Here is a 23,617-nt window from a genome sequence, read left to right on the forward strand (position 1 = left end):
CCTACCATGACCATGCCCAACGAAACCGCCAAGTCCGCAGCAGGTGGCCTGCCATTTGATTCCCCCGAAGACTGGAAAAACTTCTTTGAAAAGTTCGGGGCCAATGGCCGCACTTACCAGGATTTCACCAACCTCACGCCACAGAGCATGGAGGTCATCTACATGGTGGGCTACAATCAATACAACGCGGGCAAGTATGATGAGGCCGAGCGGATTTTCCAACTTCTGAGCGTGCTCAATCACTTCGAGCGTCGCTACTGGACCGGCCTCGCCGCCAGCCGAGAATTGCAGAAGAAGTATGATCTGGCCATCAAGGCTTATGGTTACTTGGCCATGCTGGACATGGAAGATCCGCTGCCACCGCTGATGATGGCCAAATGCTTCCTAGCGGCAGGCAAGGTTGCCGATGCTGAAGGGGCCCTCCACGCCTGCATTTTTGTCTCCCGGAAGAAACCAGAGCATGCCGGGATCGTGGAGCAGGCGGAGAACCTTCTCGAACTGCTCTCCAAAAGCGAAAACGCCGAAGCCAAGCCATGAACATCACGACCAATCCGTCCACCATCGCCGGCTTCGACCCGGGCTCCCTCCACACCACGCTGAAGGAAGTCAAAAAGACAGCCACCGAGTCCCTCACCAAAGCTCTGACCCTGCTTAGCACGGTTGATTCGACAGGGATGCTGCCCCCCAAGGACGGCGTGATGCAACTGTCCGCTCCGAAGCTCAACATGAGCGCCGCCGATTTGACTCTCCGCATCGGCCTACTGCAAGATGCGCTGAATGAGCTGATGACGGCCGTCTCCAAGAACGAAATCGAAGGCCGCCTGAACGAGCTGAACCGCGAGAATCGTGAGCAACTCGACAAGATGAAGGACCAGATGAAGAATATCGAGAAGGAAGCTGAGAAGAAGCGGGAGGCTGATAAGAAAGTAAATATTTTCCAAGCCATCGCCAACTTCTTCAAAGCGATCTTTGACATCATTTCCGCAGTCTTTACCGCCATTGCGGCCATTGGTTATGCACTCACAGGGAACGTTGCGGCAGCAGCAGGTTTATTTGCGGCGACGGCAGCGCTCGCGGCTTCAGCCGTCATCAATCTAGTCATGGCGGTAGATTCAGTCGTCAAAGCCGCCGGTGGTGGCGGATTTCTCAATGACAAGGCCATTCAAGGCATGACCAAGGCCACCGAAATTCTGGGTTATGTCGCCATGGGTGCGGCAATGGTCGGCGGCCTCGGCGCGATGGTCAGTGGCATCCGTCAAGGTGCCACCATGGCCGCAGGGAAGCTGGCTGAGAAAGGCATCCAACTGTCCACCAAGGAGATCATGCAACAGTTGCCAAAAATCGGTGGAGAACTATTCCAGGAAATCGCCAGCAAAGGCACCCAGAAACTTGCCCTGGAACTGACCAAAGAAGGCATCGAAGAGGCAGGCAAGCAGGCGCTCAAAGAAGGAACCGAGCAACTCATCAAGAGGCTGCCGTCCGAAGTTGCGTTGGAGTTCGCAGAGGCCGCCGCTAAAGCTGCCGCCAAAGAAGGTGCCTCGGCGGGAGTCAAAGAAGCTGCCAAAAAAGCGGCCCTGGAAGCCGCAGGCGCTATCATGAAGGAATCCTTGTTTCAGGCCCTGCGGCCCTTCCTGGATCTTGCTGCACGGCAGGCCATTACCGCTTCCATCATTCAAGGCTCTAACCAAATCACCCAGGGCGTGGCTGGAGTCATCGTCGCGGACATCCGTGAGGACGCTGCAGAAGCACGGCGCAAAGCAGATGAGGCCGAAGCACAGGCCAAAGCCATCCAGGCCATGATCGAATTGCTGCGAAAGACCATCGAGCAACTTCAGGAGGACCTTCAAAACATGCTGGAGTCCTCCATGGAAACGATCTCCTCCATCTTCAATGCGGCTGACGAAACTGCCAGTTCGATGAAGGACTTGATGCGCTTCCAGGCCGCCTGATTCCTTGTCGTTTCATAACACTCAATTTTCTACCAGCCCTATGAACGTCTCCTTCAGCATTTCCACACCGACCACCACACCGTCACAGGTCACGGACCCGAATCAGTCCCAGCCAACCGGTTCCACAAACAAAACCCTGACGGTCAGCATTACCTCGGGCACCGAGAATATCCACGGCACATCCCCCCAGGCCATCACGCTGAATTTCCCCCTCATCGGCCCGGAAGACATCGCGCTCAATGAAGTGTTACAGCAGCTCAAAAACCTAGATCTGAATGCGCTCAAGGGAATGACCACAACGGCTGCCGTGTTGTTGCTCAATCAGCAGGTCGGAGATATCGCAGCCAGCATGATCAAGGGCGGCAAGTCCTTCATTCAGGAAAATGCGGCGTCGCTGACCCAGATGTTCACAGGCATTGAAGAGCAGGCGAAGAAGGCGGAGACGCAACTCTTTGACATGATCAACAGCAGCACCTACCCGGATTTTGCCGAATTCCTGGGGAAGATGCTCATTGCTGCGCAGGAACTTCGTCAACTCGCCGGTGAAGCAAAACATCACCTGGTGATGGCTCAATACGACAACGTGCTGGACCAAGCAAAGCAGATGCAGATCGCGGCGGAGAAGAACTACGCTTCAACCATAAAGGAAATTGAGGCTGCGCGCGCAGAGGCCATCGGCAGCATCATCTCTGGGGCGCTATCCATTGCCAGCACCATAGGGGGTGGCGCCTACGGCGCGAAGTCTGGGGCTGGCCTCATGGGTGCGCAACTAGGCAGCGGAGTGGGCCAGGCTTTCGGCCAGATCGTCTCCGGCGGCGCAGGTCTCGCCTCCGCTAAGATGAAGGAGGATGCTGCAGTGTTAAAACTCGAAGCCGATCTTGCAGGCGTGACCCAAAAGAAATTTGAGGCGACGCAGAAACTTTTGCAGGAGGCAGAATCCATCACGGAGGAGCTGGCCAACATTGCCAAGTCACTCTCCGATATGGTTCTAAAGCTCTATCAAGACTTTCTTTCCAGCCAGAACCAAATCCTTCAGAGAGCCAACATTTAATGTCTCTCATGAAATACTTTCTGACCGTGTAATCCGCGATCCAGGAAAGGTTAAGAAAGGCAGTGATGATCGTGTTTTTGGATGCCGCGCAACATCTGTATGTTAAGAGCCGGGAGGTGACACCATGAGTGCCATCGGCCCGGATGTGCGCGCACTTGTCAGCTCCTACTCAAGCAAAGAAGGACTGGCAGACAGCCTCGCCCAGGCGCAGCGCCAGGAAGGCAGCATCAAAGGCCAGACGGTCACTCAGCAAGATGCCTCCACCTCGCTGGCCAATGCTGCTGAAGAGATGACCTTTGCTGCCTCGGAAAAGGTTGAGAAAAAACTCTCTGAACGCAAGGCTGGCTCCAAAGAATCCCTGCGCCTGAATGCCACCGAGCTGGCAGACAAATACGTCAACATGATGGGCGATTCGCAGACGCCCCGCAAGTTGCATGAGTTTCTTGATGCACTGAAGCAGAAGGGAGAAAAGGCCAGCGAGCAGGACATCCGCGACATGCTGAAGCGCGAGTTTAGCGATGTGTCCGAGCAGTATGCAGCCATTGCTTTTGCTGAAGAGTCATTGAAGAACGAAGGCGGGCATGACGCACTTCTAGGCAAGGTCAGTTCAGTAAAGGAAACGCTGCTCAAAGAGGCCGGACCCGCCATCCGCGCAGGCATCAACATCGCCTCTGATGTGCTTAGCTTTTCCAAGCAAGGTCTCGAACAACTGGAGAAATTGCGGGATCTCTACCGCTACGCCGTGCTCGGTCGCCCGACTGTTTCAGACATGTATCAAGCCATTATGGGGCGCTATGGGGAGAGCCGCTTCACCCAGGCCTTGGACTTTTTGATACAGGCGGCGGGCAGTGACCTGGATGCCCATGGCATGGGCCCCTCCATTGAGTCCGCCCATCTCGAAACGGCGGTGAACAACATCAATTACGTCCAGCAAATGGGAAACCTCTATCGGGTGCTGGCCGAGCTGGTGGACAAAGTACGCCCTTCTCCAACCGCCTCATCATTTTCCTTCACGCATGGCCAATGAATACACAGCCCATGACCTTATGCGTGAGTTGCTGGAGATGACCACGCAACGGTGGATAGACCCCAATGCCTTCATTCAAATCACCAACAAACTCGGCATCAAATCTTCGGAGATGCGCATCTACTTCCTCACCCAACTCCGTGAACAAGTGCGGCAGATTCCCTTAAAGCTGTATCCCGCCGCTGACACACGCGAAAAAATGCTCGATGCCCTGCAGCAAGCCATGGATACGGAAATCTCACGCGAGGAGGTGAACTCGTGACCCTGATATCCGACACAGTGGCAGAATTTGGTCGCTCCATTGGAATGAGTGATTTGGTTCTGCGGGAAGACGGCACCCTGGTTCTTGACATGGAGCGACTTGGAGTGCTGGCCATTGAGCTGATCGGTGAGAGCCGGGAGAGTGTTTCCCTGAGCCTGATGAGGCGCATTGAGCCTCCTGATTCAGCCGCATGTGCCCGTCTGCTAGAGCTCTGCCACTATCGCAATCCAGCCCCCTTCCCCGCACGGGCAGGTCTGGCACGGGAGGGGGAACTGCTCTTTGCGATCCGCATGGATGCTTATCAGTTCACACTCCCAAACGTGCACCAGGCACTCGACTGGCTCACCGGACTGCAAGATCAAAGCAGCACATTTACACGGCCCAAATGATGCAGCTCCTCCCAGAAGCCTTTCAGCCGCGCATTGGTCTCACCTCTATCGAAATCGGGGACGAATCTCCAGCACCTTTGCTTCCAGATGATTCGCATCTTCAGCCGATCAATGCCGCGGTGGAGCAGCAGTTAGAGGCCATGCTAGAGGCAGAGACTTTTGAAAAAGTCGTGCTGGATGCTTTGCGGCCCCGGGTGCGCGATCAGAGCGTCTTGCATCCAAGTGTGTTTCACCCTTTGCGGGATGAAGTCATGCAGGCACTGCGCATGGAATCCGATACGCAGACAGACCCAGCGGTGATTCAGGAGTTGCACGAAGCTATCCACCTGCTTGACCACCTCAGGGCAGTTCATGATTTGGGAGAACAGTATCGCTATGCCTTGCTGAAGGGCTGACATCATGAATACCTCTCCCGAAATCAACAGCAGCCACTTCTCTGAAAAGGAGGAATCCTTGCCTGTCTTTTTAGCTCTTGGCACGCGGCAGCGCGACTGGATGATGACCATGTCGTATCTGCACTTGGAGCAGCGAAAACCTGATCAAGCTCGCGTGCTGCTGCGCCTCGTTTATCGTGCGTTCCCAGACGATGCTGAGGTACAGCGCTGCTTGGCTCTTGCGGAGTTACTGGCAGGATCACCCGTCACCGCCGCACGTGTGGCGACGCGTGCTTATAAACAATGTGAAGCCCCTCTGCGGGTGCCAGTGGGTTTGATATTTGCCAAAGCCCTCTGGCAGCAGGGCCAGGAAGAAGCGGCACGGGATTTCCTGGCCAGCCTCCTTAACCACGAAAGACACTGACCTGCCCAACTCTCATGGCCTCCATGCTCTCCTCTGTTCAAAACGTCCTTTCGAAAGGGACAAAATACTACGACATCATCATGGCTGTCGTGGTGGTGCTGATCCTCTCAATGATGATCATGCCGGTGCCTCCTTGGCTGTTGGATGTGCTGCTGGCGGTGAATCTTTCGATCTCCATGCTTCTGCTCATGCTGTCCATGTATGTGCCGCACATCTTGGAGTTTTCGACGTTTCCCGCCATGCTGCTGGTGACCACATTGTTCCGGCTTTCGCTGAACATCACCACCACCCGGCTCATCTTGCTGGAGGCGCATGCGGGCGAGATTGTCTTTACCTTTGGCAACTTCGTCGTGGGGGGAAATTTCATCGTCGGGGTGGTGATCTTCCTCATCATCACCATCGTTCAATTTGTGGTCATCACGAAAGGGGCCGAGCGCGTCGCCGAGGTGGCGGCACGCTTCACACTGGATGCGATGCCAGGCAAACAAATGAGTATTGATGCCGATTTGCGGGCCGGCAACATCACTCAGGAAGAGGCCAAAAAGCGCCGCAGCATGATCGAGAAAGAGAGCCAGTTGCATGGCTCCATGGATGGTGCCATGAAGTTCGTGAAAGGCGATGCCATCGCCGGCCTGATCATCACCGCGATCAACATAACGGCTGGCATTGCCATCGGCACCCTGCAAAAGGGCTGGGAACTCGGCAAGGCCGTCACCACCTATTCCATCCTCACCATTGGCGACGGCCTTGTATCCCAGATTCCCGCGCTCTTGATCTCCATCACGGCCGGCATGATCGTGACCCGCGTAGGTAATGAAGAGGAAGGTGGTGCGCTCGGTGGGGATGTGGGGCGGCAACTGCTGTCCCAGCCCAAAGCATTGATGATCGCCGCAGGCTTTCTCTTTGCCTTCGCTCTCATCCCAGGTTTTCCCAAGATCCCGTTCATGATATTGGGCCTCATCGCAGGGGTCATCGGTTACGCCAATTTTCAGACCCAACACGCACCCGCTGCGGTCAATCATGACAAGCGCAACCTGCCCGCTGCTGCCGCAAGCGGAGCCAAACCCGCACTGAAACAGAAGCGGGATGATGGCGATGATTTTTCCGTCACGGTCCCCCTGCTCATGGATGTTTCCGCAGCGAGCCAGGAGGTCGTCGATGCCAACGCCATGAACGAGGAGCTGATCCGGGTCCGCAAAGCCCTGTATCACGATCTCGGAGTGCCTTTCCCTGGCATCCATTTACGTTTCAATGAATCGCTCCCTGCTGGCCAATACAAGATCTTGTTGCATGAGGTGCCCATCGCTGAAGGACAGTTCCAGGTAAACTGTGTGCTGGCCCGTGAAAGGGCAGACTCCCTGCGCATGTTGGGCATCCCATTCACAGAAGAGAAACCTTTCCTCCGCGGCCTTTTGCCCCTCTGGGTGCCGCTGGACAGTGTCAAAGATCTGGAGAAAGCCAAGGTCCCCTACCTCGCACCCACCCAGGTCCTCACCTATCACCTCAGCATCATTTTAAAACGTTATGCGGGGGACTTCGTCGGCCTTCAGGAGACCAAGTACCTGCTGGAACAAATGGATGCCCAGTTCCCCGAAGTGGTGAGGGAAGTGCAACGTGTCCTGCCCGTACAAAAAATCACCGAAGTCTTTCAGCGTCTCGTGCAGGAAGAGGTCTCCATCCGCAACCTTCGCACCATCCTGCAGGCCCTCATCGAATGGGGCCAAAAGGAGAAAGAGGCAGTTCTGCTGACAGAATATGTCCGTGCGAGTTTGAAACGTTACATCAGTTACAAATTCAGCCGGGGGCAAAACATCTTGGCTGTGTATCTGCTCGAGCCAGGCCTGGAGGAAAAGATCCGCAAGGCCGTCCGGCAGACCTCTGCCGGTGCTTATCTCGCTTTAGAGCCAATGACGGTGAAGGCCCTTCTCGCCTCAGTGCGCAAAGAAGTTGGGGACATTATGGAAAGCAATCAACGCCCCGTCCTGCTGACTTCGCTGGATGTACGGCGCTACACCCGGAAGCTCATCGAACAGGAATTCTATGAGCTGCCGGTCCTGAGCCACCAGGAGCTCACCGAAGAAATCACCATCCAACCTCTGGGCCGGATCGCCGCCTGACGCCTTCGTGATGAATACGACATCGCCATCATACGACACCCTTCGCGAGCCCATGGCTCAACTTTGTGAGGAGCTAGGCATTGCGACTCCGTTCCCAAATGAACAGGGCGTCTTTGTCATCCAAGTCGAGGAGCAGGAACTGCGTTTCAGCCTTCTCAACAATGGCCGAGTGAACTTGGTCGGCGTCATCGGCAGAGCCGATGAAATCGCTGCTCTACGCCAGATTTCCCTTCAAGCCCTGCTCACCAGTTGCCTGACTCTGCAAGCCGTGCGCTTTGGAAAGCTCGGCCGCGAGGAGGTCCTCAGCATCGAGCCAGCGACGGATGAGTTGATCCTCTGGCACTCTTTAGACGGCCCAGATGTCTCCATCCCTGCCTTCTTCCAGACGGCGGAAGCTTTGCTGAACGAACTTGAGTTTTGGAAAAACTGGCTGGCTCACCCTTGAGATGATGAACTCCTCCCTAATCCCTATCATCTGCCATTTTCTGGCCTTTCTACTCCTGCTGTCAGGCAGTCTATGTGCCCAAGAGTACGACCGCATTCCATGGCGCACCAAGCGGGTCAGTTTCAACGTCCAGCAGATGTCCGTGCGAGATCTTCTCAAGGACCTCGCCACCTCCCAAAACCTGCCAATCAGCATCAGCGACAGTGTCAAAGGCGTGACCAGCGGCCAATTCAAAGAGGTCGAAACTCAGCGCTTCTTTGATCTGATTTGCGAGTCGAATGAACTTGTGTGGTTCTATGACGGTGTGCGCATGATCATTGAAAGTGCGGATGAGGTTCTCTCACGCCCGCTGACCCTGCCTTACTTGACGCCAGAATCTCTGAATGAAGTGCTCTTCAGCGTCGGCTATGCCAGTGGCCCCAAGGGGCGTGAGGTACAGGTGAAAATGGGGCATCGCCAGGGTGTGATGCTTCTTGTCGGCGGGCCACAGTTCATTCAGGCGACGGAGGCTTTGGCCCGTGATCTCGACAGCCAGGAGAATCAGAGGATCAACGAGCAGATCACCGTGCGCACCTTCCGGTTGAATTATGCGAGTGCGGGTGACTCGACGGTCAATACAGGCAGCGCCAGCCGCATCATCCCCGGCGTCGTCACAAGTTTGCAGAACCTAATGACCAATCAACCCGTGGGCAGCCTGCTTTCCACCGGCGTGGAAGAAACGATGAACCGAGTCACGCGGCCCGGCCTTCGCGGCAAGGGTTTGGCGGCGGTCGGCAATCCTGATGCGGCCACACCGCCAAGGCCCTTTAATCCTTACGATCCCACGGGCTCTCAGCAACAGGCCACAGGCAACCGCAGCCCAAGAACGGCCGAGGACGACCGCAATGATCCGCGTGCGCCGATGATCGTGGCCGATGTCCGCTTGAATGCGGTTTTGGTGCGCGATGTCGCCGCTCGTATGCCGCTTTATGAAGAGCTGATCAAGATGCTGGATGTCTCCACCAAAGCCATCGAGATCACAGCGGCCATTGTGGACATAGACTCCGACAACTTGCGCAATGTCGGCATCGAGCTGCTTGGGCTCGGAAAAAACGGCAATGACAACGGTCGCCTGGGCTTCGATGCAGACCGGGGGATTTTTGATGGCATCAACACGCAGGGCCAGCAGGCGAGTTTCTTTGACAATGCCAATCTGGCGCGCGGTGCAGGCTTGAATGCCACCGCCCTGATCAGTGCGGGTGGTTATGAACTGCTCACGCGTTTGCGCGCAGTTGAGCAAGTGGGCGCAGGGCAAATCGTATCCAGCCCTTCAGTTTTAACCATGGAAAACACCCAGGCTGTAATCCGCACCGACGAGAAGGTTTATGTGAGGGTAGAAGGCAATCTCCAAGTGGATCTCTTTGATGTAACAACCGGCGTTCAATTACGCGTGACTCCCACAATCGTGAAGGAGGGCCCGCGCAATGATTTCCGCCTTCAGATTGATATCACGGATGGCAGTTTCTCAGACACCCGGGTGGATGAAATCCCCTCCACTCGCGAAAGCGCCATCAATACCCAGGCCATGGTGCCAGAAAACAAGACGCTCCTTTTGGGAGGTTACTCCGTGGAGCGCCGCGTGCGCAACACCCGCCAGGTACCCTTGCTCGCCAAGGTGCCTGGCCTGGGTAAGCTGTTCTCCCGCAACGAGCGCAATCATGAGCGAACCCAGCGCTTTTTCTTCATCACACCGCGAATTGTTGATTTGCGTACCGAAGCAACCAATCCCGCCGATTACAGCGATACGGCGGGCAATGAACTTGCCTTGCCAAGCCATCTCTCGGACGACCATCTTTCACGCGACAAGGTCGAAGATCTGGCGCGTCGTCTAGCTGCAAGCACGGCCCATTCGCAAGATGATAGCGTCGACGACGGCAAGCGGCCTAACGCCTTGTTGCCACCCCTTAACGATGTTCCAAAGGCAGCGCCCATGCCGGAAGCTAGCCCTTCTGGCAACGAAAAACGCCCGAAACCCTTTTACCCGTCTCGGCCATGAGCGCTGCATCTCAACAATGGCTTCTGAAGGTGATCGCGGGTCCGCATCAGGGCGCGGAGATCGGCCTATTAGCCGGCAAAACCCTGATCGGTAGCGATGGAGAGTGTGACGTCGTTCTTCATGATGTGCTTGTTGCACCCCAGCACGTAGAATTGGATTTATCGGCCTCCGGCATGGTCGCAGCAGCCCTGGGGGGACGGGTTTTCATCAATGGCAAGCGCGTGCGTGAAGCCAGTCAAAAGGTGCCGGACTTCGCCTTCTTGACGATCGGCGGTTCTCATCTCGTCTTGGGTCCTGCAGAGGGTGCCTGGCCGCTACTTTCCGCGGCGGATATTCCCGAAGTGGAAAAGGAAACTGAGCCCCCTGTCGCGGCAGAAGGAACACCCGAACCAACGGACAGCGGGCCTCCATCATCAGGACTCAAGCCCATCGTCGCCGATGGCAATACAGTCTTGCCACCAGCTCCGCAGCGATCTTCCAAGCTCGGGCCAGTGCTTGGCATTGTCGCAGGTATCGTTGTCTTGCTGGTTTGGGCCATTATTTTCAATGACTTCACCAGCAAGGATGCCACAGGCGACAGCAACTCAGATGTGGCCGACAGGCCTCTGGTGCGCGCTCAATCAGTCGTGGAAGAGCTGGGACTGCTTGGCTCCATCAAGATTGACGAAGCAGCCGGACGTCTGACCGCGACAGGTTACGTTGACAGCGAAAGCAAGCAGCGGGAACTCCAGGCAGCTCTTCGTGCCACGGTTCCAGGCATGCGCACTAAAATTTACAGCCTGGAAAAGATCGCCTCAAGTGCTCGCACACTCATCGAATCTCAAAATCTGCCACTGACAGTTTCCAGCCTCAGCGAAGGCAAACTGAAAATCGCCGGCAAACTCCCATCTGCAGATCCGTGGATGAGAATGAAGCAGCTCCTCCTCACGGAAGTGCCCGGCGTCAGCGAAATTGAGGACAGTGTTGAGATCGAGGCCCCATCACCAGCGGTGCCACGCATCGTTGACGTCTCGGCGCCCCGCTACGCGAGCGCTGCTCCAAACACGCCCACAGCTCCGGCAGCCAGTCCACAGCCGTCCCCACCCGCACCATCCCCGAATCCCGTCTCAGCACAGACATCACCTCCTTTGCCAGATCCCGTTACAGACTACCTCATCAGCACCGACACCATTGATACACCCGAATCTGCCATATCGGCCATTCGTGCAGATGAAGGCGGGCTCAGTTATGTCCGTCTCAGCACGGGCGGCGTCTATTTCATCGGTGCCCGGCTGCCCTACGGCGGCACCGTCGCCAAGATCGAGGCCGATAGTGTCACGATCATCGAAAAAGGCGAATCACGTACCCTCCGTCAGGGGGATGTGGTGATGAAATCCAATTCTTTTGCCGCTCCCTAACCATGTCCTCAGATCCGCTCACAGATCCTGCTTTGAAGGCCCGAATCGACACCCCCGATTTCGTTGAAATCCTTTCTGCCGATTCCGAGGGCAGCTTTTACGCGGATGTCACCACCTATCTTGACGCCTGGCAAGGCCAGATCAAATCCTACCAGGATGCCGGGCTCTCACGCGGTGAGTTTGACGATCTGAGCCGACTTTCCAACAGCCTCCAGACCACTGGACGCGTCCTCGAATTTTTCGTGAAGCTTCAAAAGCTCCAGCCGGAGAAGGCCCACGAAAACTAAACCGCCAACGCAACATCCAACACACTACCTCAATGCCAGTCACCGACTTCGATCCACCTCTCTTTGGCAGCAATTCCCAAATCTGGACCACCATCACGGGAATGGCCAATACCCTCAACACCGAAACCACTCAGGTCATCACGGATGCCAGCACCACCGACTTTTCCGATCCCGGTTCAGTCGTGCTCCTTCAGATGCGTGTGAACCAGGTCACCAATGCAGCTACCGCTGTCTCCAACCTGGTCAAGGCGATTCAGGAGCCCTCCAAAAACGCCGTCTCCAACCTGCGCTAATCCCCGTCCAGCCAAACACTTCAAGCCATGGTTCACATTGATTCAGAGCTGGTGCGTCTGCTCATGCGTGCGGGTTATGCTGCCGCATGGAACGGCCTTCATCAGGAGGCCATTGCCATCTTTGACGGTGTGGGTGCTGTGCGTCCTGAGAGTGAACTACCCGTTATCGGAGCTGCTGTTGTAGCTTTGCTGTCGGGCCATTACGAAGTCGCGGTAAAGACACTGCGAGAGGGGGCCCTCGATCTGAATCCCGACAGTGCCTTGGCACGTGCCCACCTCGGTGTGGCATTGCGTTTGCACGGGGACGAAGACGAGGGCCGCGCACTTCTCCATGATGTCGCCACACAGACCACGGACGCTGATGCTGCCCTCATGGCACGCAACGTCCTGGCCATGACACCAGACCAGCTTAAACCCCATTTAAAACTTCTATGACTCCTGTTGTCCTGTCCGCTGCTTCTGCCCCAGCGGCACTCACCCAATCGTTACCCGTCACTCTCGCGGCTTCATCCTCAGCAGATCTGGATCGTCTCCGCACACTCGTCGCGGGTGTGCAGCCCACGGGTGAAAACGTCCAGGTCGGTCTAACGCCTCCCCCCGGCAAGATCGAAGAAAGCGGCTTTCGCACTCTGGGAGACTCCATCCTGGAGGGCGTCGCCAAATTCAATTCGGGCTACAACGACTCGCTCAGTAATATCACCACCAAGCTTGAGCACATCTCCGCAAACGACCCTCTGCAACTCGGCAACAATTTCGGCGAGCTCATGTCACTCCAGGTCGAGGTGGCCCGCTGGACCATGTCCGTCATGGGCGTGGACAATGCCTCGAAGGCCGGCACCAACACCATCAAGGAACTCAGCAAAGGCGGCTGAGGCTGCGGTGTGTCCCTAAATATTCTAACGCCCTTCTTTTCTTACCCGTGCGATCCCTCCTCTCTAAACTCCGTTGGCTGCTACCCCTGCTCCTGACCCTCCTTCTTGCAGGCTGTAGCAAGGTTCCGCTGTTCAGTGAACTCCGAGAGGAAGAGGCCAATGAAATCATGGCGCACCTGCTGGAGCAGAAAATCGACTGCGTGAAACTGGCGGGCAAAGAAGGCATGTGGATTCTGCAGGTGCCGGCTGAGGACTTCCCGCTGGCAATGCAAACGCTGCAAGCCCTCGGCCTGCCACGTCAAAAGCTCATGAAGATGGGGGACGTTTTCCAAAAAAGCGGTCTGGTCAGCTCACCCACGGAGGAGCGCATCCGCTTCATTGATGCTCTTTGTCAGGAGCTCTCAGACACCCTCATGAAGGTGGATGGCGTCGTCGCGGCGAAAGTCCACATTGCCCTTCCCAACAATGATCCGCTGAGTGACAGCACCCTGCCCGCCTCAGCCTCAGTCTTCATCAAATATCGCGCAGGATATGATGTCGAAAGCATCACTCCAGATTTGAAAAACCTCGTCACCAAGTCGGTGGAGGGCCTCACTTTTGAAAATGTGGAGCTCATCATGAGTCCCGCTGATGCTATCCCGCCGCCACCGAAAACGCAGGCCGCAAATCCCCTCCAGGAATGGCAAACCAAGCTTCCATTTTGGGCCATCCCCGCAGGCAGCGCCGGCGCAGGCTTCCTGTTTGCATCTCTATTGTTAGGCCTGCTCCGCAAAAAAGCCACCCCCTGAGCCTTCATCCACCCCTACCCTTCCTTCATGAGCACGCACGGCGGCTGGTATGCGAGCCAGGCAAAGACCAACCCGGACTTGTTTCGGGTCATCTTTGACTTCAATTATCGCCCTCAATTCTGGTTGCATCCTGAAGTCATTGCCCGCTTCCCTGAGGCGGCCGTGATCCGCGTCCTCGCGACTGGCAGTCACGGTCATCACCACCTCGCGTCCTGGCTCACCCGTGCACTTCATTTGAATGCCTGCGATCCATTTTTGGACTTTCAGGAACCGCGTCTACGGATCGCTCTGTTAAGCCCCGAGACTCTGACCCGCCTGGCCCGCTACATCGGAGCCGCACTTTGCTGGCCTCGCATCACCTCCGTTATCGGACGTCAGCAGATCCAGGAAATCAAGGCATCCATTGGCGAAGATGCACACGCGTTTGCCCTGCGGCGTGCCCGGCTCATCGTACCAGAAAATGAGGCGATCCTGCCCGATTCGGAAACTTCACTCATTGACCATGTGATGGACATTGGCTGGAATGTCCTGGCCAGTTCCTGCAGCCATGAAAGCGACGCTGTATGCGAGCGACTGGCGCTCAAATTTCCGCTCCAAATAGCAGAAAAAGTGACCTGGCGCGTGCCCCCCGAATTGCGTGACCGCGCTTGGAACCGGGTCCGTCAGATCAGCCGTGAAGTTTTAACCGCAGGAGAATCCAAATGCTTTGCTTAGAGAACAGTGGCGTCAAGGTGGCACCTGCCTCCAAGATCTTGAAAAGGGATGAGCACAGTTTCATCCTAGAGGGGCAGCGCATCCTCGAAGCCGCACGCCATGAAGCGGCGCTCATCCGCCAGCAAGCGGAGACCGATGCCGAAAAAAAGCGCGAGGAGGGTTTCCTCAAAGGCCAGGAAGAAGGAAAAACAAAAATCGCCGAACACATCGTCGAATGCATGGGGCAGAGTGCGGTTTATTTTTCCAAGGTCGAAGACGTCATGGTGGATCTCGTCATGCGTGCTGTGCGTCAGGTCATTGGTGAAATGGATCAGCGGGATGTCGTGGAGCGGCTCGTCCGACGCGCCCTGGAAAGCACCCGCAATGAGAGCCAGATCACCATCCGGGTCTCCCCCGGTCAGGCCGATTGGATCAAAAACCGCATCAGCACCATCATGCAGACCTTTCCGAAGATTCACTTTCTCGATGTGCAGCCGGATCAGCGCCTTGCTGAGAATGGCTGCATTTTGGAAACCGAGATCGGAGTCGTGGATGCCACGCTCGAGACCCAGCTCAAGGCCATCGAGAAGGCCCTCATTCGTTCGATGAAATGACTTCATGAACTTGCCGACCTTTGACTTCAATTCACTCACCGCGCGCTTGCAGCACGGCATGGATTCCGTGCAGCCCCTGAGCTTGCGCGGTCGCGTGACACAGGTCACCGGCACGATCTTAAAAGCTTATGCACCAGGCGCAAAAATCGGTGAACTATGTCGCCTGAAAAACCCCTGGGAAGATGAAGGCATCTTGGGAGAAGTGGTGGGCTTTTCCAAGAATCTCGCTCTGATCACCCCCCTGGGGGAGCTCATGGGAATCTCCTCCACCACAGAGGTCATCCCCACCGGGGAGGTCCACCAAGTACCCGTGGGCAAAGAAATGCTCGGCCGTGTTTTGGACGGTCTCGGCCATCCCTCCGATGGAAAAGGTCCCTTTAAGATCGAAGCCCATTACGCCGTCACAGCCGATCCCCCAAATGCCATGACCCGGCAGTTGATCACCCACCCGATCAGCCTCGGCGTGCGGGCGCTCGATGGACTGCTCACCTGTGGCGAAGGCCAGCGCATGGGCATCTTTGCCGCTGCCGGAGGCGGAAAAAGCACGCTGCTGAGCCAGATCATCCGCAACACTTCAGCAGACATCGTGGTGCTCGCGCTCATTGGCGAACGCGGACGTGAGGTGCGTGAATTCCTGGAGCGTGATCTTGGGGAAGAAGGGGTGAAAAGAGCCGTGACCGTCATCGCCACCTCGGACCGCCCTTCCATGGAGCGTTTGAAATGTGCTTACGTGGCCACAGCGATCGCCGAATACTTTCGCGATCAAGGCAAAAAAGTCCTCTTGCTGATGGACTCCGTCACCCGCTTTGCGCGTGCCCTGCGTGAGATCGGTCTCGCAGCAGGTGAACCGCCCACCCGCCGTGGTTTCCCGCCCTCCGTATTTGCCACGCTACCCCGAATGATGGAACGCGCAGGCTGCTCAGACAAAGGCAGCATCACAGCCCTCTACACCGTCCTGGTCGAAGGCGATGACATGACTGAGCCCGTGGCCGATGAAACACGCTCCATCCTGGATGGTCACATCGTTTTGAGTCGCAAATTGGGCTCGGCCAATCATTACCCCGCCATTGATGTGCTGGCCAGCGTCAGCCGACTTTTCACCGCCATCAACACTTCAGACCATCAGCGCGCCGCAGGCAAAATCCGCAGCCTCATGGCCAAGTATCAGGAAGTGGAGCTGCTCGTCCGCATCGGTGAATACAAGAAAGGCAGCGACACGGCCGCCGATGAAGCCATCACCAAGATGGATGCCATCAACACCTTCCTCAAACAAGGCATGAACGAGCCGAGCAGCTTCGATCAGACTCAACAGGCCATGATCCAACTCGCAAGATAAACCCATGCTGCGCTACCCACTCCAAGACATGGTCTTTGTCCGCGAGCATCGCGAGGACAAAGCCAGCAAGGCCGTCACCCGTGCGCGCCGTGCCGTGGTGGAGGCGGAGGAAAACTTGGAGGCCAAGCAAAAGGCCCTGGCAGACTTTACCCAATGGCGGATCGCCGAGGAGGAGCGGCTCATTCAGTCCATCATGCGCAAGCCTGTCAAACTCGGTGACATCACAGACCTGCGCCTGGAGATCTCAGCCATGCGTGAACGGGAGCTGGATTTCATGGATCAAGTTCACAAGGCTCAAGGCGAGCTCGACCGCGCCAAAGAAGAACTTGATAACGCCAAGCTGGCCTACAAAAAAGCCACCCAAGATCTCGAAAAGCTCATTGAACACCGTGCCGCATGGCAGGTGGAGCAAAACCACGAAGCCGAGCGCCAAGCAGACCTCGAACTCGAGGACTTTATCAGCCCTCAAAACAGCGACCTTGGCATGCACCCGGAGAACACTCGATATGAACTCAATTGAATCCACTCACGTCAGCTCCTCTCGCCAAATAGCTGAGGATCACAGCTTGCCTCCCGCTTTTGGCACCTCGAATCCAGTTGCCTTAAAAGCCCTGCGTTCATTGATCACTGCGCCGCAAAACGAATCAGTGGAGAAAGATGCATTGCAGCTTTCAGGCGATGAGGCGGGGACAATCTCCGAAACTCATGAGCTGGCGGCTCATTTCATTTCCTCACAAAAATCACCTTTCACTGATTCCCCCTCATCTGCTCCCCTCAGCTCTTCGGGGAAAGATTCAGAGGTCACCATTACCACAAAATCCACCGCTTCCTCAGATTCCACATTCCCAGACCCCGGACTCATTGAGGCGCTGCGTGCCCTCCTAGGCCACCCCACTCAAGCTTCATCCGCTTTTCAACCCATCACTACTCCGGTTGAAGCTAAAGACAGCGGCTCCACACGCGTGTTGGAAATCGTGCAATCTTTGCTCAGTGAAGAAACACTACCAGTTACTTCTCTGCCTCTATTGATCCAAGTGCGCGATGCACTGGCTCAGAATAAAGGAGACTTGAACGATCAGCAAGAAACCCTCGCACAGATTCGGGCACTTATTGAAGCCCTGCCATCCCAGGCTGGTGCTGTCCAAGAAAGTCCTTTTGAAGATTCCGCTGATTTCCCACCTACCCTTGAAATGCCAGAACAAGAAACGCCCAACTTGGGTCAGGTGATTTTGCAATCTCTTGGCACTCAGTCATCAGCATCTACCGCCCATGCCGTAACCTCCGTCAGCCAACCTGAGCATCTCGAGCGTGTAGAGAAGTTCAGTGCGCTGATTACAGAAATGGCAGACCGCGTACTCGTCACGGATCCCCTCCATGGACAGACCCAGGAAGTCCGTATTCAGCTCGCAGAGTCCGTCATGCCCGGAACCGAGGTGCGTGTCTGGCGTGAACAAGGCGGGCAACTGCGCGTCGATTTTGATACCACCTCCGGCTATTGGGCGCGTGTCCTCAATGAGGCCTCTCCGCTTCTCACACAACGTCTCAATGAGCGGCTAAACCTGACGGATGCTGTCCTTGTCAACGTGCAGCAGCAGGGCGGTCAGCCGGAAGACGGGCGCTCCCGCAATCGCCACACCCCCTGGGACATGACCGGACAGGATGCTCCTCAATAACTCACCCCATACCAGAGTGAGCCACCCCCTCCATCCCCTGCCCATGTCCAGATCACGCTCAGAATTCATTCGGCTGGCCAATCGCATTGCGGGAAAAAACCGCCCGTTAAACTTCACCTGGAACGCGCAACCTACGCAGTTTGTTTTCTCGAATCTTCTCCAGCGCCCACGTGGGAGCTGGAGCCTCCAGATCCGCATGGGCGGTCATGCTTTGCAGGTGGAAATCAACCGCCTGCCAGAACTCGCCTGGGTATCCCCTGAGCTTGCCGGCATAGATCTCCATGACCTTCCTGGTGAACTGGCCTGCGGTCTTATTGAGTCATCCTTCGGAGAAATCTTCACCGCACTCACTAAAGCCGGGATTGATGTCAGCATTCTCAGCATGGAGCCCTTCAGTTTCCGCCAGTCATCGGCGGAGATCATTCAATGGAGCATCCATCGCGGTCATGAATCGCACTGGATGCATGGCAGCATCGCCGGAGATGATGCCGCATTGGCCCATCTCGCCAGCTTGATGGAGCGTGCACCGGTCTCCCCAAGCGCAGATGATGCAGTTATTCCTGTGCCGATAGATCTCATCGCAGGAACCATGCATGTGAGCTTGGCCGACTTGCAGGCGCTGGAGTTGCACGATGTGCTGCTGGCCGACTTGAAGAGCTACCAGAGCCAGCGCGAGTGCACTCTGAATGCCGCCCGCAGAGCCTTGGGCAAAGGCCACTTAGAGGCCAGCACTTTTACCCTCAAACACCTGACCTCCAAACCCGCCACCACTATGGGAGACGCCGCGTCCGTATCCGTCAATGATCTTGAAATCGAACTGACCTTCGTGGTCGGCCAGACCACCCTCACCGTCGGCGAGCTGCGCCACTTGGCTCCGGGCTTCACCTTTGAACTGCCCATCTCCTCAGGCGATGGGCTGCTCATCTGTGCCAATGGCAAAACAATTGGCCGAGGCGAACTTATTGAGGTGGGAGATCACCTCGGAGTGCGGGTCACGGAATTTTCTGCATCATGACCTCTTTTCAAATCCCCGATCCTCTCACGCTGATCTTGTTGACGGCGGTGCTCTCGATGGCCCCGTTCTTTGCGATCATGGCGACCTCGTATGTAAAGCTGGTGGTTGTGCTCAGCCTGGTGCGCAATGCCTTGGGGATCCAGCAAATCCCACCCAACATGGTGCTCAATGGCATCGCTGTTATTCTCACCATTTACATCATGGCCCCGGTGGGCCAGGCGACTTTTGCCTCCGTGGAAAACGAAGATTTTAAAGACTTCAATGCCGCCAAGCTGCGCGTGGTCTTAGAGAAGGGCAGCACGCCCATTCGTCAGTTCTTAGACAGGCACACGTCCTCACATGAGAAGAAGTTTTTCCTCGATACAGCACGCCGTGTGTGGGGTAATCAATCGAAGATTGAGATCTCTGACAACAGTTTCTTTGTCCTCATCCCCGCGTTCACAGTCAGTGAGCTCACCGCAGCTTTTCAAATCGGGTTCCTTCTCTACCTACCCTTCATTGCGATTGATCTCATCGTGTCCAACATCCTTTTGGCCATGGGCATGATGATGGTGTCCCCGATGACCATTTCCCTGCCCTTCAAGCTCCTGCTCTTTGTGCTCATTGATGGCTGGGCACGCCTGATTCACGGGCTCGTTCTCACCTATGTCATCCCGGCCGCAGGCGGGGGCGGGTAATCCATTGCCTTTTTCATCGAATGAACCAAAACTTTCTTCTCGAAACGACCAATCAGGCCCTCATTCTGGTGCTGATTCTGTCCATGCCACCCATCATCGTGGCCACCGTGGTGGGCGTGTTGGTCAGCTTGATCCAGGCCCTGACGCAAGTGCAAGAACAGACGCTCGGCTTCGCGGTCAAACTGATCGTTGTCACCGTCGTATTGCTTCTCACAGCCGGCTGGACAGGCGCGGAGATGTTCAAGTTCACGCTGCATATCTTTGACACCTTTCCGACTCTCCGGCGATGATGAATGACCAGGATGTGCGAACGATCTTTCTCATCGTGGCCTTTACAGTGCCGCGCATGATGTCGGCCTTGCTCATTTCTCCTTTTTTTGGCGATCAGTTCATCCAAGGCATGGCGCGCCAGGTCGTGATCATCTCGCTGAGCCTGATGGCCATCCCCATAACCCTCCAATCAGGAATCACCGTGCCTGAAAATAGCTTCTGGCCTTTGTTCCTCCTGGGCGTGCTGATCAAAGAAATCGCCATCGGCATGTTGATCGGTTTCGGCACTGGCCTGGTTTTTTGGATTGCTGAGGGCACCGGCTTTTTCATCGATAACCAGCGTGGCAGTTCCATGGCGGAAATGTTTGATCCCATGTCAGGCGGCAGCAGTTCTCTCTTTGGCGTCTTGTTTACCAAGGTGCTCGGCGTGCTCTTCTTCCTCGGTGGCGGCTTCTCCGCCTTTCTCACGATCGTCTATGACAGCTACCTGACTTGGCCGGTCTTCTCCTACTTCCCCCAGTTCCAGCCCACCTTTGCCATGGCCAGTCTAAATCTCCTCGACGGCATCATGGGACTCATCGTCACCTACTCGGCACCCATCATCATCGCCATGTTCATTGCCGAATTTGGCCTTGGTTTGATGAACCGCTTCAGCCCACAATTGAACGTCTTCTTTTTGGCCATGCCAGTGAAAAGCGGCATCGCCTCCCTGCTCATTATTTTCTACCTCGTCTTCCTGCTGAACTTTTTCAAAGGCCAGATCATGACGCCAGAGAAGTGGAACTTTTTTTACCAGGGGTTCTTTAAATGAGTCATGAGCGAGAAGACTGAGCAACCCACACCAAAGAAGCTGCGTGACGCACGCCAGAAAGGGCAGGTCGCGAAGAGTCAGGATGTCAACGCAGCCGCCTTGACGATCGCGTGCTTTGTCACCATCTCCGCTTTATGGTTTCCTTATGTCGAGGAATGCAAGGCGCTGATGACGCTGCCCACGGAATTTTACACCCAGCCTTTTCGAGAGGTGGTTGATGAAGTGCTCTATGCCGTTGTCATTAAGATCCTCCTTCTCTCCGCCCCCTTGCTGGCAGTAGTCATGATTGTGGGGATAGCGGTGAATTTTTCCCAAGTTGGTTTTATGCTCGTGTTTGAGCCGATCAAACCAGAGCTAAAAAAGATCAATCCTCTGGATAAGGCCAAGCAGATGTTTTCGATGAAAAACCTCGTCGAATTTGGCAAGTCCGCGCTCAAAGTCATCATCATCGCCGTCCTCATTTACCTTGTCACAAGGGATGCCCTTGATCCCCTCACCCGCATTCCTTATGCAGGCAAAGAAGGGGTGATGCAGTCTCTCAAACCCATGCTCAGCACGCTGGCGGTGAACATCACCCTGGCTTACATAGTGATCGCCGCCGCAGACTACTTCTTCCAGAAGTTTCAGCACACGAAACAACTGAAGATGAGCAAGGATGAAGTGAAGCGCGAGTATAAGGAGAGCGAGGGCAACCCCGAGATCAAAGGCAAGCGCAAGCAGCTCCATCAGGAAATGGTGATGAACGACACCATGGAGCGCACCCGCAAGTCCAGCGTCGTGGTGACAAATCCCACCCACCTCGCCATCGCCATCTATTATCAGGAAGAGGACAATCAAATGCCCAAAGTTCTGGCCAAAGGTGAGGACGACGTGGCGCGACGGATGGTGGAGGTGGCGAAGCAAGAAGGCATCCCCATCATGCAGCACATTCCCTTAGCACGCGCCTTGTATGAAAAGGTAGACATGGACCGCTTTGTGCCCGCAAACCTCATTGAACCCATGGCTGAGGTGTTGCGTTGGGTGAAGGAATTTCACGAGCAACAGCACTGACCGCCCCCCTTCGCCAACCGGACTCAGTAGAGTTAAGAAGCCACTGCCTCCAGCAGCAAACGAATCTCTTGCTCGATGTCCATGGGATCTTCCACCGTCTGTGCGATCTCAGCACGAAGGAGCTCCCCGTAACGTTTCCTCATGCGAAAGACAGACACTGCCACAGTGCCAGTGCTCATGCCCAGTTCTCGGGCCAGCTCTTCATAAGAATTGGGATTGGCACTGCTCGCCAGGTAAGGCTGCATCGCCTTGAAGAGCTTTTCCTTGCCACAACTAGCATAATCTTCTTCCAAGGCCTTCACGGCACGATGAAGGAGGTTCTCGGCCCAGTTGCGCTGAAAAAGTTTCTCTGGGGAATCCGGATGGGCGATTTCACGTTCGAAGCGTTCCTCTCCTTCCTCAATTTCAAAAGGAACAAAAGTAACCTTCCCACCTCTCTTTTCGGTTCTCTGTTTCCGCGCCTCATTGCTCACAAAATGCCGTAGCGCACCGAGCAAGAAAGAGCGAAAACGCCCTCTTTCAGGATCCGCATGGGACAGGACATTATTTTCCAGAACATGCGCGAAGAACCCCTGAGCCAAATCTTCGGCATCTTCAGGGGAGTAATTCTGCCGCCGCACAAACGCGTAGATCGGATACCAGCAGGCACGGCACAGGTGCTCCATATCCTTCATCGCCGCCTCATTTCCCAAATCGGAAGCCCTGATGACCATGCTCCAACGAGTCGTTTTAAAAGCTTCTTTGGGCTTTCCAACGGCCTCGGGCAGGTTCTTGTTCGAATTGGGAAAGGGTATAGACATAGTTACCGGAGAAACAGCGCCAATTGAGCGCTACTGAAAGCCCTAAGAACTCTGAAATGCAAGCCTTTAGCGGTTGGAAAGAACGTCGCTAAACCGGGAAAATGATCACACGCAGCAACGCAAAGCCCCATTCGCCTTCTTCGATCAGTAGGGGTAGGGACGCGCTGCGCCGCGTCCGACTCTTCCGTGGGCGAAGGCGGCAGTCCAGATGAACGCCGTTTGGCCTTCGACATTCACACATCTCTGTCGCCATTCAACACTCGAACGTCGCACAACGTGTCCCTCCCCCCACCAAGCCCCAATCTCGCAAGTTGCCACCCATCGCAAAACATTATATTATAGATAAATCATTCAAACCTGGAACCCTTCCATGCACACTCTCCCCGATCCTCGCCACGAAACTTTCGCTTCCCTCCGCGCCTCCGGCCACGACGTCGCTTCCGCCTACATCCACGCCGGATACAGCGTCAAAAACATCAAACAACGCTCCCGCAAACTCCTCCAAAACCCCGCCATCCAGGCCCGCATCACTCACCTAAGGGGCTGCCTCCCCCGCATCGCCGAACTCCACGACCACCATTGCCCATCCCTCCTGCTCATGCCCGAAACCCGGCATGAAATGCTCGTCTGGCTTTGGCAGGTCATGAACGGCACCCGCGAAGTCCGCCCCACCCAAATGCGCGCAGCCACCCTCTACTGCCGCATGCGCGGCTGGCACCTCGGAAAAGGCCTCCCCGCCGCCGAGTCCCCCGCCCCCACCGACATCACCCCGGCCGAGCAAGCCCTCCTCGCCATGGCCAGCCGCGAAAACATCGCCCACGAACGCACCGGCACCCCTCGCTCCCAAGAAAGCCTCACCCGCTTCCAAACCCTCATGGCCGACCACGCCCTTCCCAGCCTCCGCCAAGACACCCTCGGCCGCCCCCCCCCCCCCCCCCCCCCCCCCCCCCCCCCCCCCCCCCCCCCCC

Annotated in this window: 29 protein-coding genes; 28 read left to right on the plus strand and 1 reads right to left on the minus strand. The window is 56.0% G+C overall.

The genetic code is table 11. The features are described 5' to 3' along the window. Window positions 1-6 precede the first annotated feature (6 nt). The 27 genes from ABEB25_RS23670 (at window position 7) to sctU (ending at window position 21,849) form a co-directional block, all read left to right on the plus strand. Entirely contained in the window at window positions 7-537 is a 531-nt protein-coding gene (locus tag ABEB25_RS23670; RefSeq protein WP_345738937.1) for a SycD/LcrH family type III secretion system chaperone, read from the plus strand. After that, window positions 534-1,949 (plus strand): type III secretion system translocon subunit SseC family protein, encoded by a 1,416-nt coding sequence (gene sctE, locus ABEB25_RS23675; RefSeq protein ID WP_345738938.1) that lies wholly within the window; start codon window positions 534-536, stop codon window positions 1,947-1,949. The genes ABEB25_RS23670 and sctE overlap by 4 nt, the downstream gene beginning before the upstream one ends. A gap of 40 nt (window positions 1,950-1,989) precedes the next feature. Next, a complete protein-coding gene (locus tag ABEB25_RS23680) occupies window positions 1,990-3,000 on the plus strand; it encodes a hypothetical protein (protein WP_345738939.1) in 1,011 nt (336 codons plus the stop codon). Between the two features lie 124 nt (window positions 3,001-3,124). Continuing rightward, a complete protein-coding gene (sctW, locus tag ABEB25_RS23685; protein ID WP_345738940.1) occupies window positions 3,125-4,027 on the plus strand; it encodes a type III secretion system gatekeeper subunit SctW in 903 nt (300 codons plus the stop codon). Next, window positions 4,017-4,289, plus strand: coding sequence for a TyeA family type III secretion system gatekeeper subunit (locus ABEB25_RS23690; RefSeq protein ID WP_345738941.1), 273 nt, complete (start codon window positions 4,017-4,019; stop codon window positions 4,287-4,289). Before sctW ends, ABEB25_RS23690 begins: the two co-directional genes overlap by 11 nt. After that, window positions 4,286-4,678, plus strand: coding sequence for a CesT family type III secretion system chaperone (locus tag ABEB25_RS23695; RefSeq protein WP_345738942.1), 393 nt, complete (start codon window positions 4,286-4,288; stop codon window positions 4,676-4,678). The genes ABEB25_RS23690 and ABEB25_RS23695 overlap by 4 nt, the downstream gene beginning before the upstream one ends. Then, complete coding sequence (gene sctX, locus ABEB25_RS23700; RefSeq protein ID WP_345738943.1) at window positions 4,675-5,073, plus strand: type III secretion apparatus assembly protein SctX; 399 nt, start codon at window positions 4,675-4,677, stop codon at window positions 5,071-5,073. Before ABEB25_RS23695 ends, sctX begins: the two co-directional genes overlap by 4 nt. A gap of 4 nt (window positions 5,074-5,077) precedes the next feature. Then, complete coding sequence (sctY, locus tag ABEB25_RS23705) at window positions 5,078-5,476, plus strand: type III secretion apparatus assembly chaperone SctY (protein ID WP_345738944.1); 399 nt, start codon at window positions 5,078-5,080, stop codon at window positions 5,474-5,476. A gap of 14 nt (window positions 5,477-5,490) precedes the next feature. Then, the gene (gene sctV, locus ABEB25_RS23710; RefSeq protein WP_345738945.1) at window positions 5,491-7,593 is read left to right on the plus strand and encodes a type III secretion system export apparatus subunit SctV; all 2,103 of its coding nucleotides are present in this window, start codon (window positions 5,491-5,493) and stop codon (window positions 7,591-7,593) included. A gap of 52 nt (window positions 7,594-7,645) precedes the next feature. Beyond that, on the plus strand, window positions 7,646-8,038 hold the full coding sequence (locus tag ABEB25_RS23715; RefSeq protein WP_345738946.1) for a type III secretion system chaperone: 393 nt from the start codon (window positions 7,646-7,648) through the stop codon (window positions 8,036-8,038). A gap of 4 nt (window positions 8,039-8,042) precedes the next feature. Continuing rightward, window positions 8,043-10,073, plus strand: a complete 2,031-nt coding sequence (gene sctC, locus ABEB25_RS23720) for a type III secretion system outer membrane ring subunit SctC (RefSeq protein WP_345738947.1) — start codon at window positions 8,043-8,045, stop codon at window positions 10,071-10,073. Continuing rightward, on the plus strand, window positions 10,070-11,470 hold the full coding sequence (locus ABEB25_RS23725) for an FHA domain-containing protein (protein WP_345738948.1): 1,401 nt from the start codon (window positions 10,070-10,072) through the stop codon (window positions 11,468-11,470). Before sctC ends, ABEB25_RS23725 begins: the two co-directional genes overlap by 4 nt. 2 nt (window positions 11,471-11,472) lie before the next feature. After that, complete coding sequence (locus ABEB25_RS23730; RefSeq protein ID WP_345738949.1) at window positions 11,473-11,757, plus strand: hypothetical protein; 285 nt, start codon at window positions 11,473-11,475, stop codon at window positions 11,755-11,757. Between the two features lie 32 nt (window positions 11,758-11,789). Then, entirely contained in the window at window positions 11,790-12,050 is a 261-nt protein-coding gene (locus ABEB25_RS23735) for a hypothetical protein (RefSeq protein WP_345738950.1), read from the plus strand. A gap of 27 nt (window positions 12,051-12,077) precedes the next feature. Then, window positions 12,078-12,485, plus strand: a complete 408-nt coding sequence (locus tag ABEB25_RS23740) for a hypothetical protein (protein WP_345738951.1) — start codon at window positions 12,078-12,080, stop codon at window positions 12,483-12,485. Further along, window positions 12,482-12,922: a hypothetical protein gene (locus ABEB25_RS23745; RefSeq protein ID WP_345738952.1), complete on the plus strand. Its 441-nt coding sequence runs from the start codon at window positions 12,482-12,484 to the stop codon at window positions 12,920-12,922. The genes ABEB25_RS23740 and ABEB25_RS23745 overlap by 4 nt, the downstream gene beginning before the upstream one ends. A gap of 47 nt (window positions 12,923-12,969) precedes the next feature. Continuing rightward, window positions 12,970-13,710 (plus strand): type III secretion system inner membrane ring lipoprotein SctJ, encoded by a 741-nt coding sequence (sctJ, locus tag ABEB25_RS23750; RefSeq protein WP_345738953.1) that lies wholly within the window; start codon window positions 12,970-12,972, stop codon window positions 13,708-13,710. A gap of 27 nt (window positions 13,711-13,737) precedes the next feature. Continuing rightward, a complete protein-coding gene (locus ABEB25_RS23755; RefSeq protein WP_345738954.1) occupies window positions 13,738-14,424 on the plus strand; it encodes a SctK family type III secretion system sorting platform protein in 687 nt (228 codons plus the stop codon). Continuing rightward, the gene (locus ABEB25_RS23760) at window positions 14,412-15,017 is read left to right on the plus strand and encodes an HrpE/YscL family type III secretion apparatus protein (protein ID WP_345738955.1); all 606 of its coding nucleotides are present in this window, start codon (window positions 14,412-14,414) and stop codon (window positions 15,015-15,017) included. Before ABEB25_RS23755 ends, ABEB25_RS23760 begins: the two co-directional genes overlap by 13 nt. 4 nt (window positions 15,018-15,021) lie before the next feature. Next, complete coding sequence (gene sctN, locus ABEB25_RS23765) at window positions 15,022-16,353, plus strand: type III secretion system ATPase SctN (protein ID WP_345738956.1); 1,332 nt, start codon at window positions 15,022-15,024, stop codon at window positions 16,351-16,353. A gap of 4 nt (window positions 16,354-16,357) precedes the next feature. After that, on the plus strand, window positions 16,358-16,873 hold the full coding sequence (gene sctO, locus ABEB25_RS23770; RefSeq protein WP_345738957.1) for a type III secretion system stalk subunit SctO: 516 nt from the start codon (window positions 16,358-16,360) through the stop codon (window positions 16,871-16,873). Then, window positions 16,860-18,026, plus strand: coding sequence for a hypothetical protein (locus ABEB25_RS23775; RefSeq protein ID WP_345738958.1), 1,167 nt, complete (start codon window positions 16,860-16,862; stop codon window positions 18,024-18,026). The genes sctO and ABEB25_RS23775 overlap by 14 nt, the downstream gene beginning before the upstream one ends. A 43-nt stretch (window positions 18,027-18,069) precedes the next feature. Next, window positions 18,070-19,041 carry a type III secretion system cytoplasmic ring protein SctQ gene (sctQ, locus tag ABEB25_RS23780; protein WP_345738959.1) on the plus strand — a complete coding sequence of 324 codons (972 nt, stop codon included), beginning with the start codon at window positions 18,070-18,072 and terminating at the stop codon, window positions 19,039-19,041. Further along, window positions 19,038-19,718 (plus strand): type III secretion system export apparatus subunit SctR, encoded by a 681-nt coding sequence (sctR, locus tag ABEB25_RS23785; RefSeq protein ID WP_345738960.1) that lies wholly within the window; start codon window positions 19,038-19,040, stop codon window positions 19,716-19,718. The genes sctQ and sctR overlap by 4 nt, the downstream gene beginning before the upstream one ends. Window positions 19,719-19,738: 20 nt before the next feature. Next, the gene (sctS, locus tag ABEB25_RS23790; protein ID WP_345738961.1) at window positions 19,739-20,008 is read left to right on the plus strand and encodes a type III secretion system export apparatus subunit SctS; all 270 of its coding nucleotides are present in this window, start codon (window positions 19,739-19,741) and stop codon (window positions 20,006-20,008) included. Between the two features lie 14 nt (window positions 20,009-20,022). After that, window positions 20,023-20,799, plus strand: coding sequence for a type III secretion system export apparatus subunit SctT (gene sctT / locus ABEB25_RS23795; protein WP_345738962.1), 777 nt, complete (start codon window positions 20,023-20,025; stop codon window positions 20,797-20,799). A 3-nt stretch (window positions 20,800-20,802) separates the two neighbouring features. Then, complete coding sequence (gene sctU, locus ABEB25_RS23800) at window positions 20,803-21,849, plus strand: type III secretion system export apparatus subunit SctU (RefSeq protein ID WP_345738963.1); 1,047 nt, start codon at window positions 20,803-20,805, stop codon at window positions 21,847-21,849. A 32-nt stretch (window positions 21,850-21,881) separates the two neighbouring features. Here sctU and ABEB25_RS23805 read toward each other — a convergent pair whose 3' ends face one another. Continuing rightward, entirely contained in the window at window positions 21,882-22,649 is a 768-nt protein-coding gene (locus ABEB25_RS23805; RefSeq protein WP_345738964.1) for an RNA polymerase sigma factor, read from the minus strand. Window positions 22,650-23,019: 370 nt separating this feature from the next. Here ABEB25_RS23805 and ABEB25_RS23810 point away from each other — a divergent pair. Continuing rightward, the coding region (locus ABEB25_RS23810; RefSeq protein ID WP_486360840.1) for a terminase small subunit at window positions 23,020-23,617 on the plus strand (598 nt) is incomplete at its 3' end.

This window comes from Prosthecobacter algae, from assembly GCF_039542385.1.
In the GTDB taxonomy this organism is placed as follows: Bacteria; Verrucomicrobiota; Verrucomicrobiia; order Verrucomicrobiales; family Verrucomicrobiaceae; genus Prosthecobacter; species Prosthecobacter algae.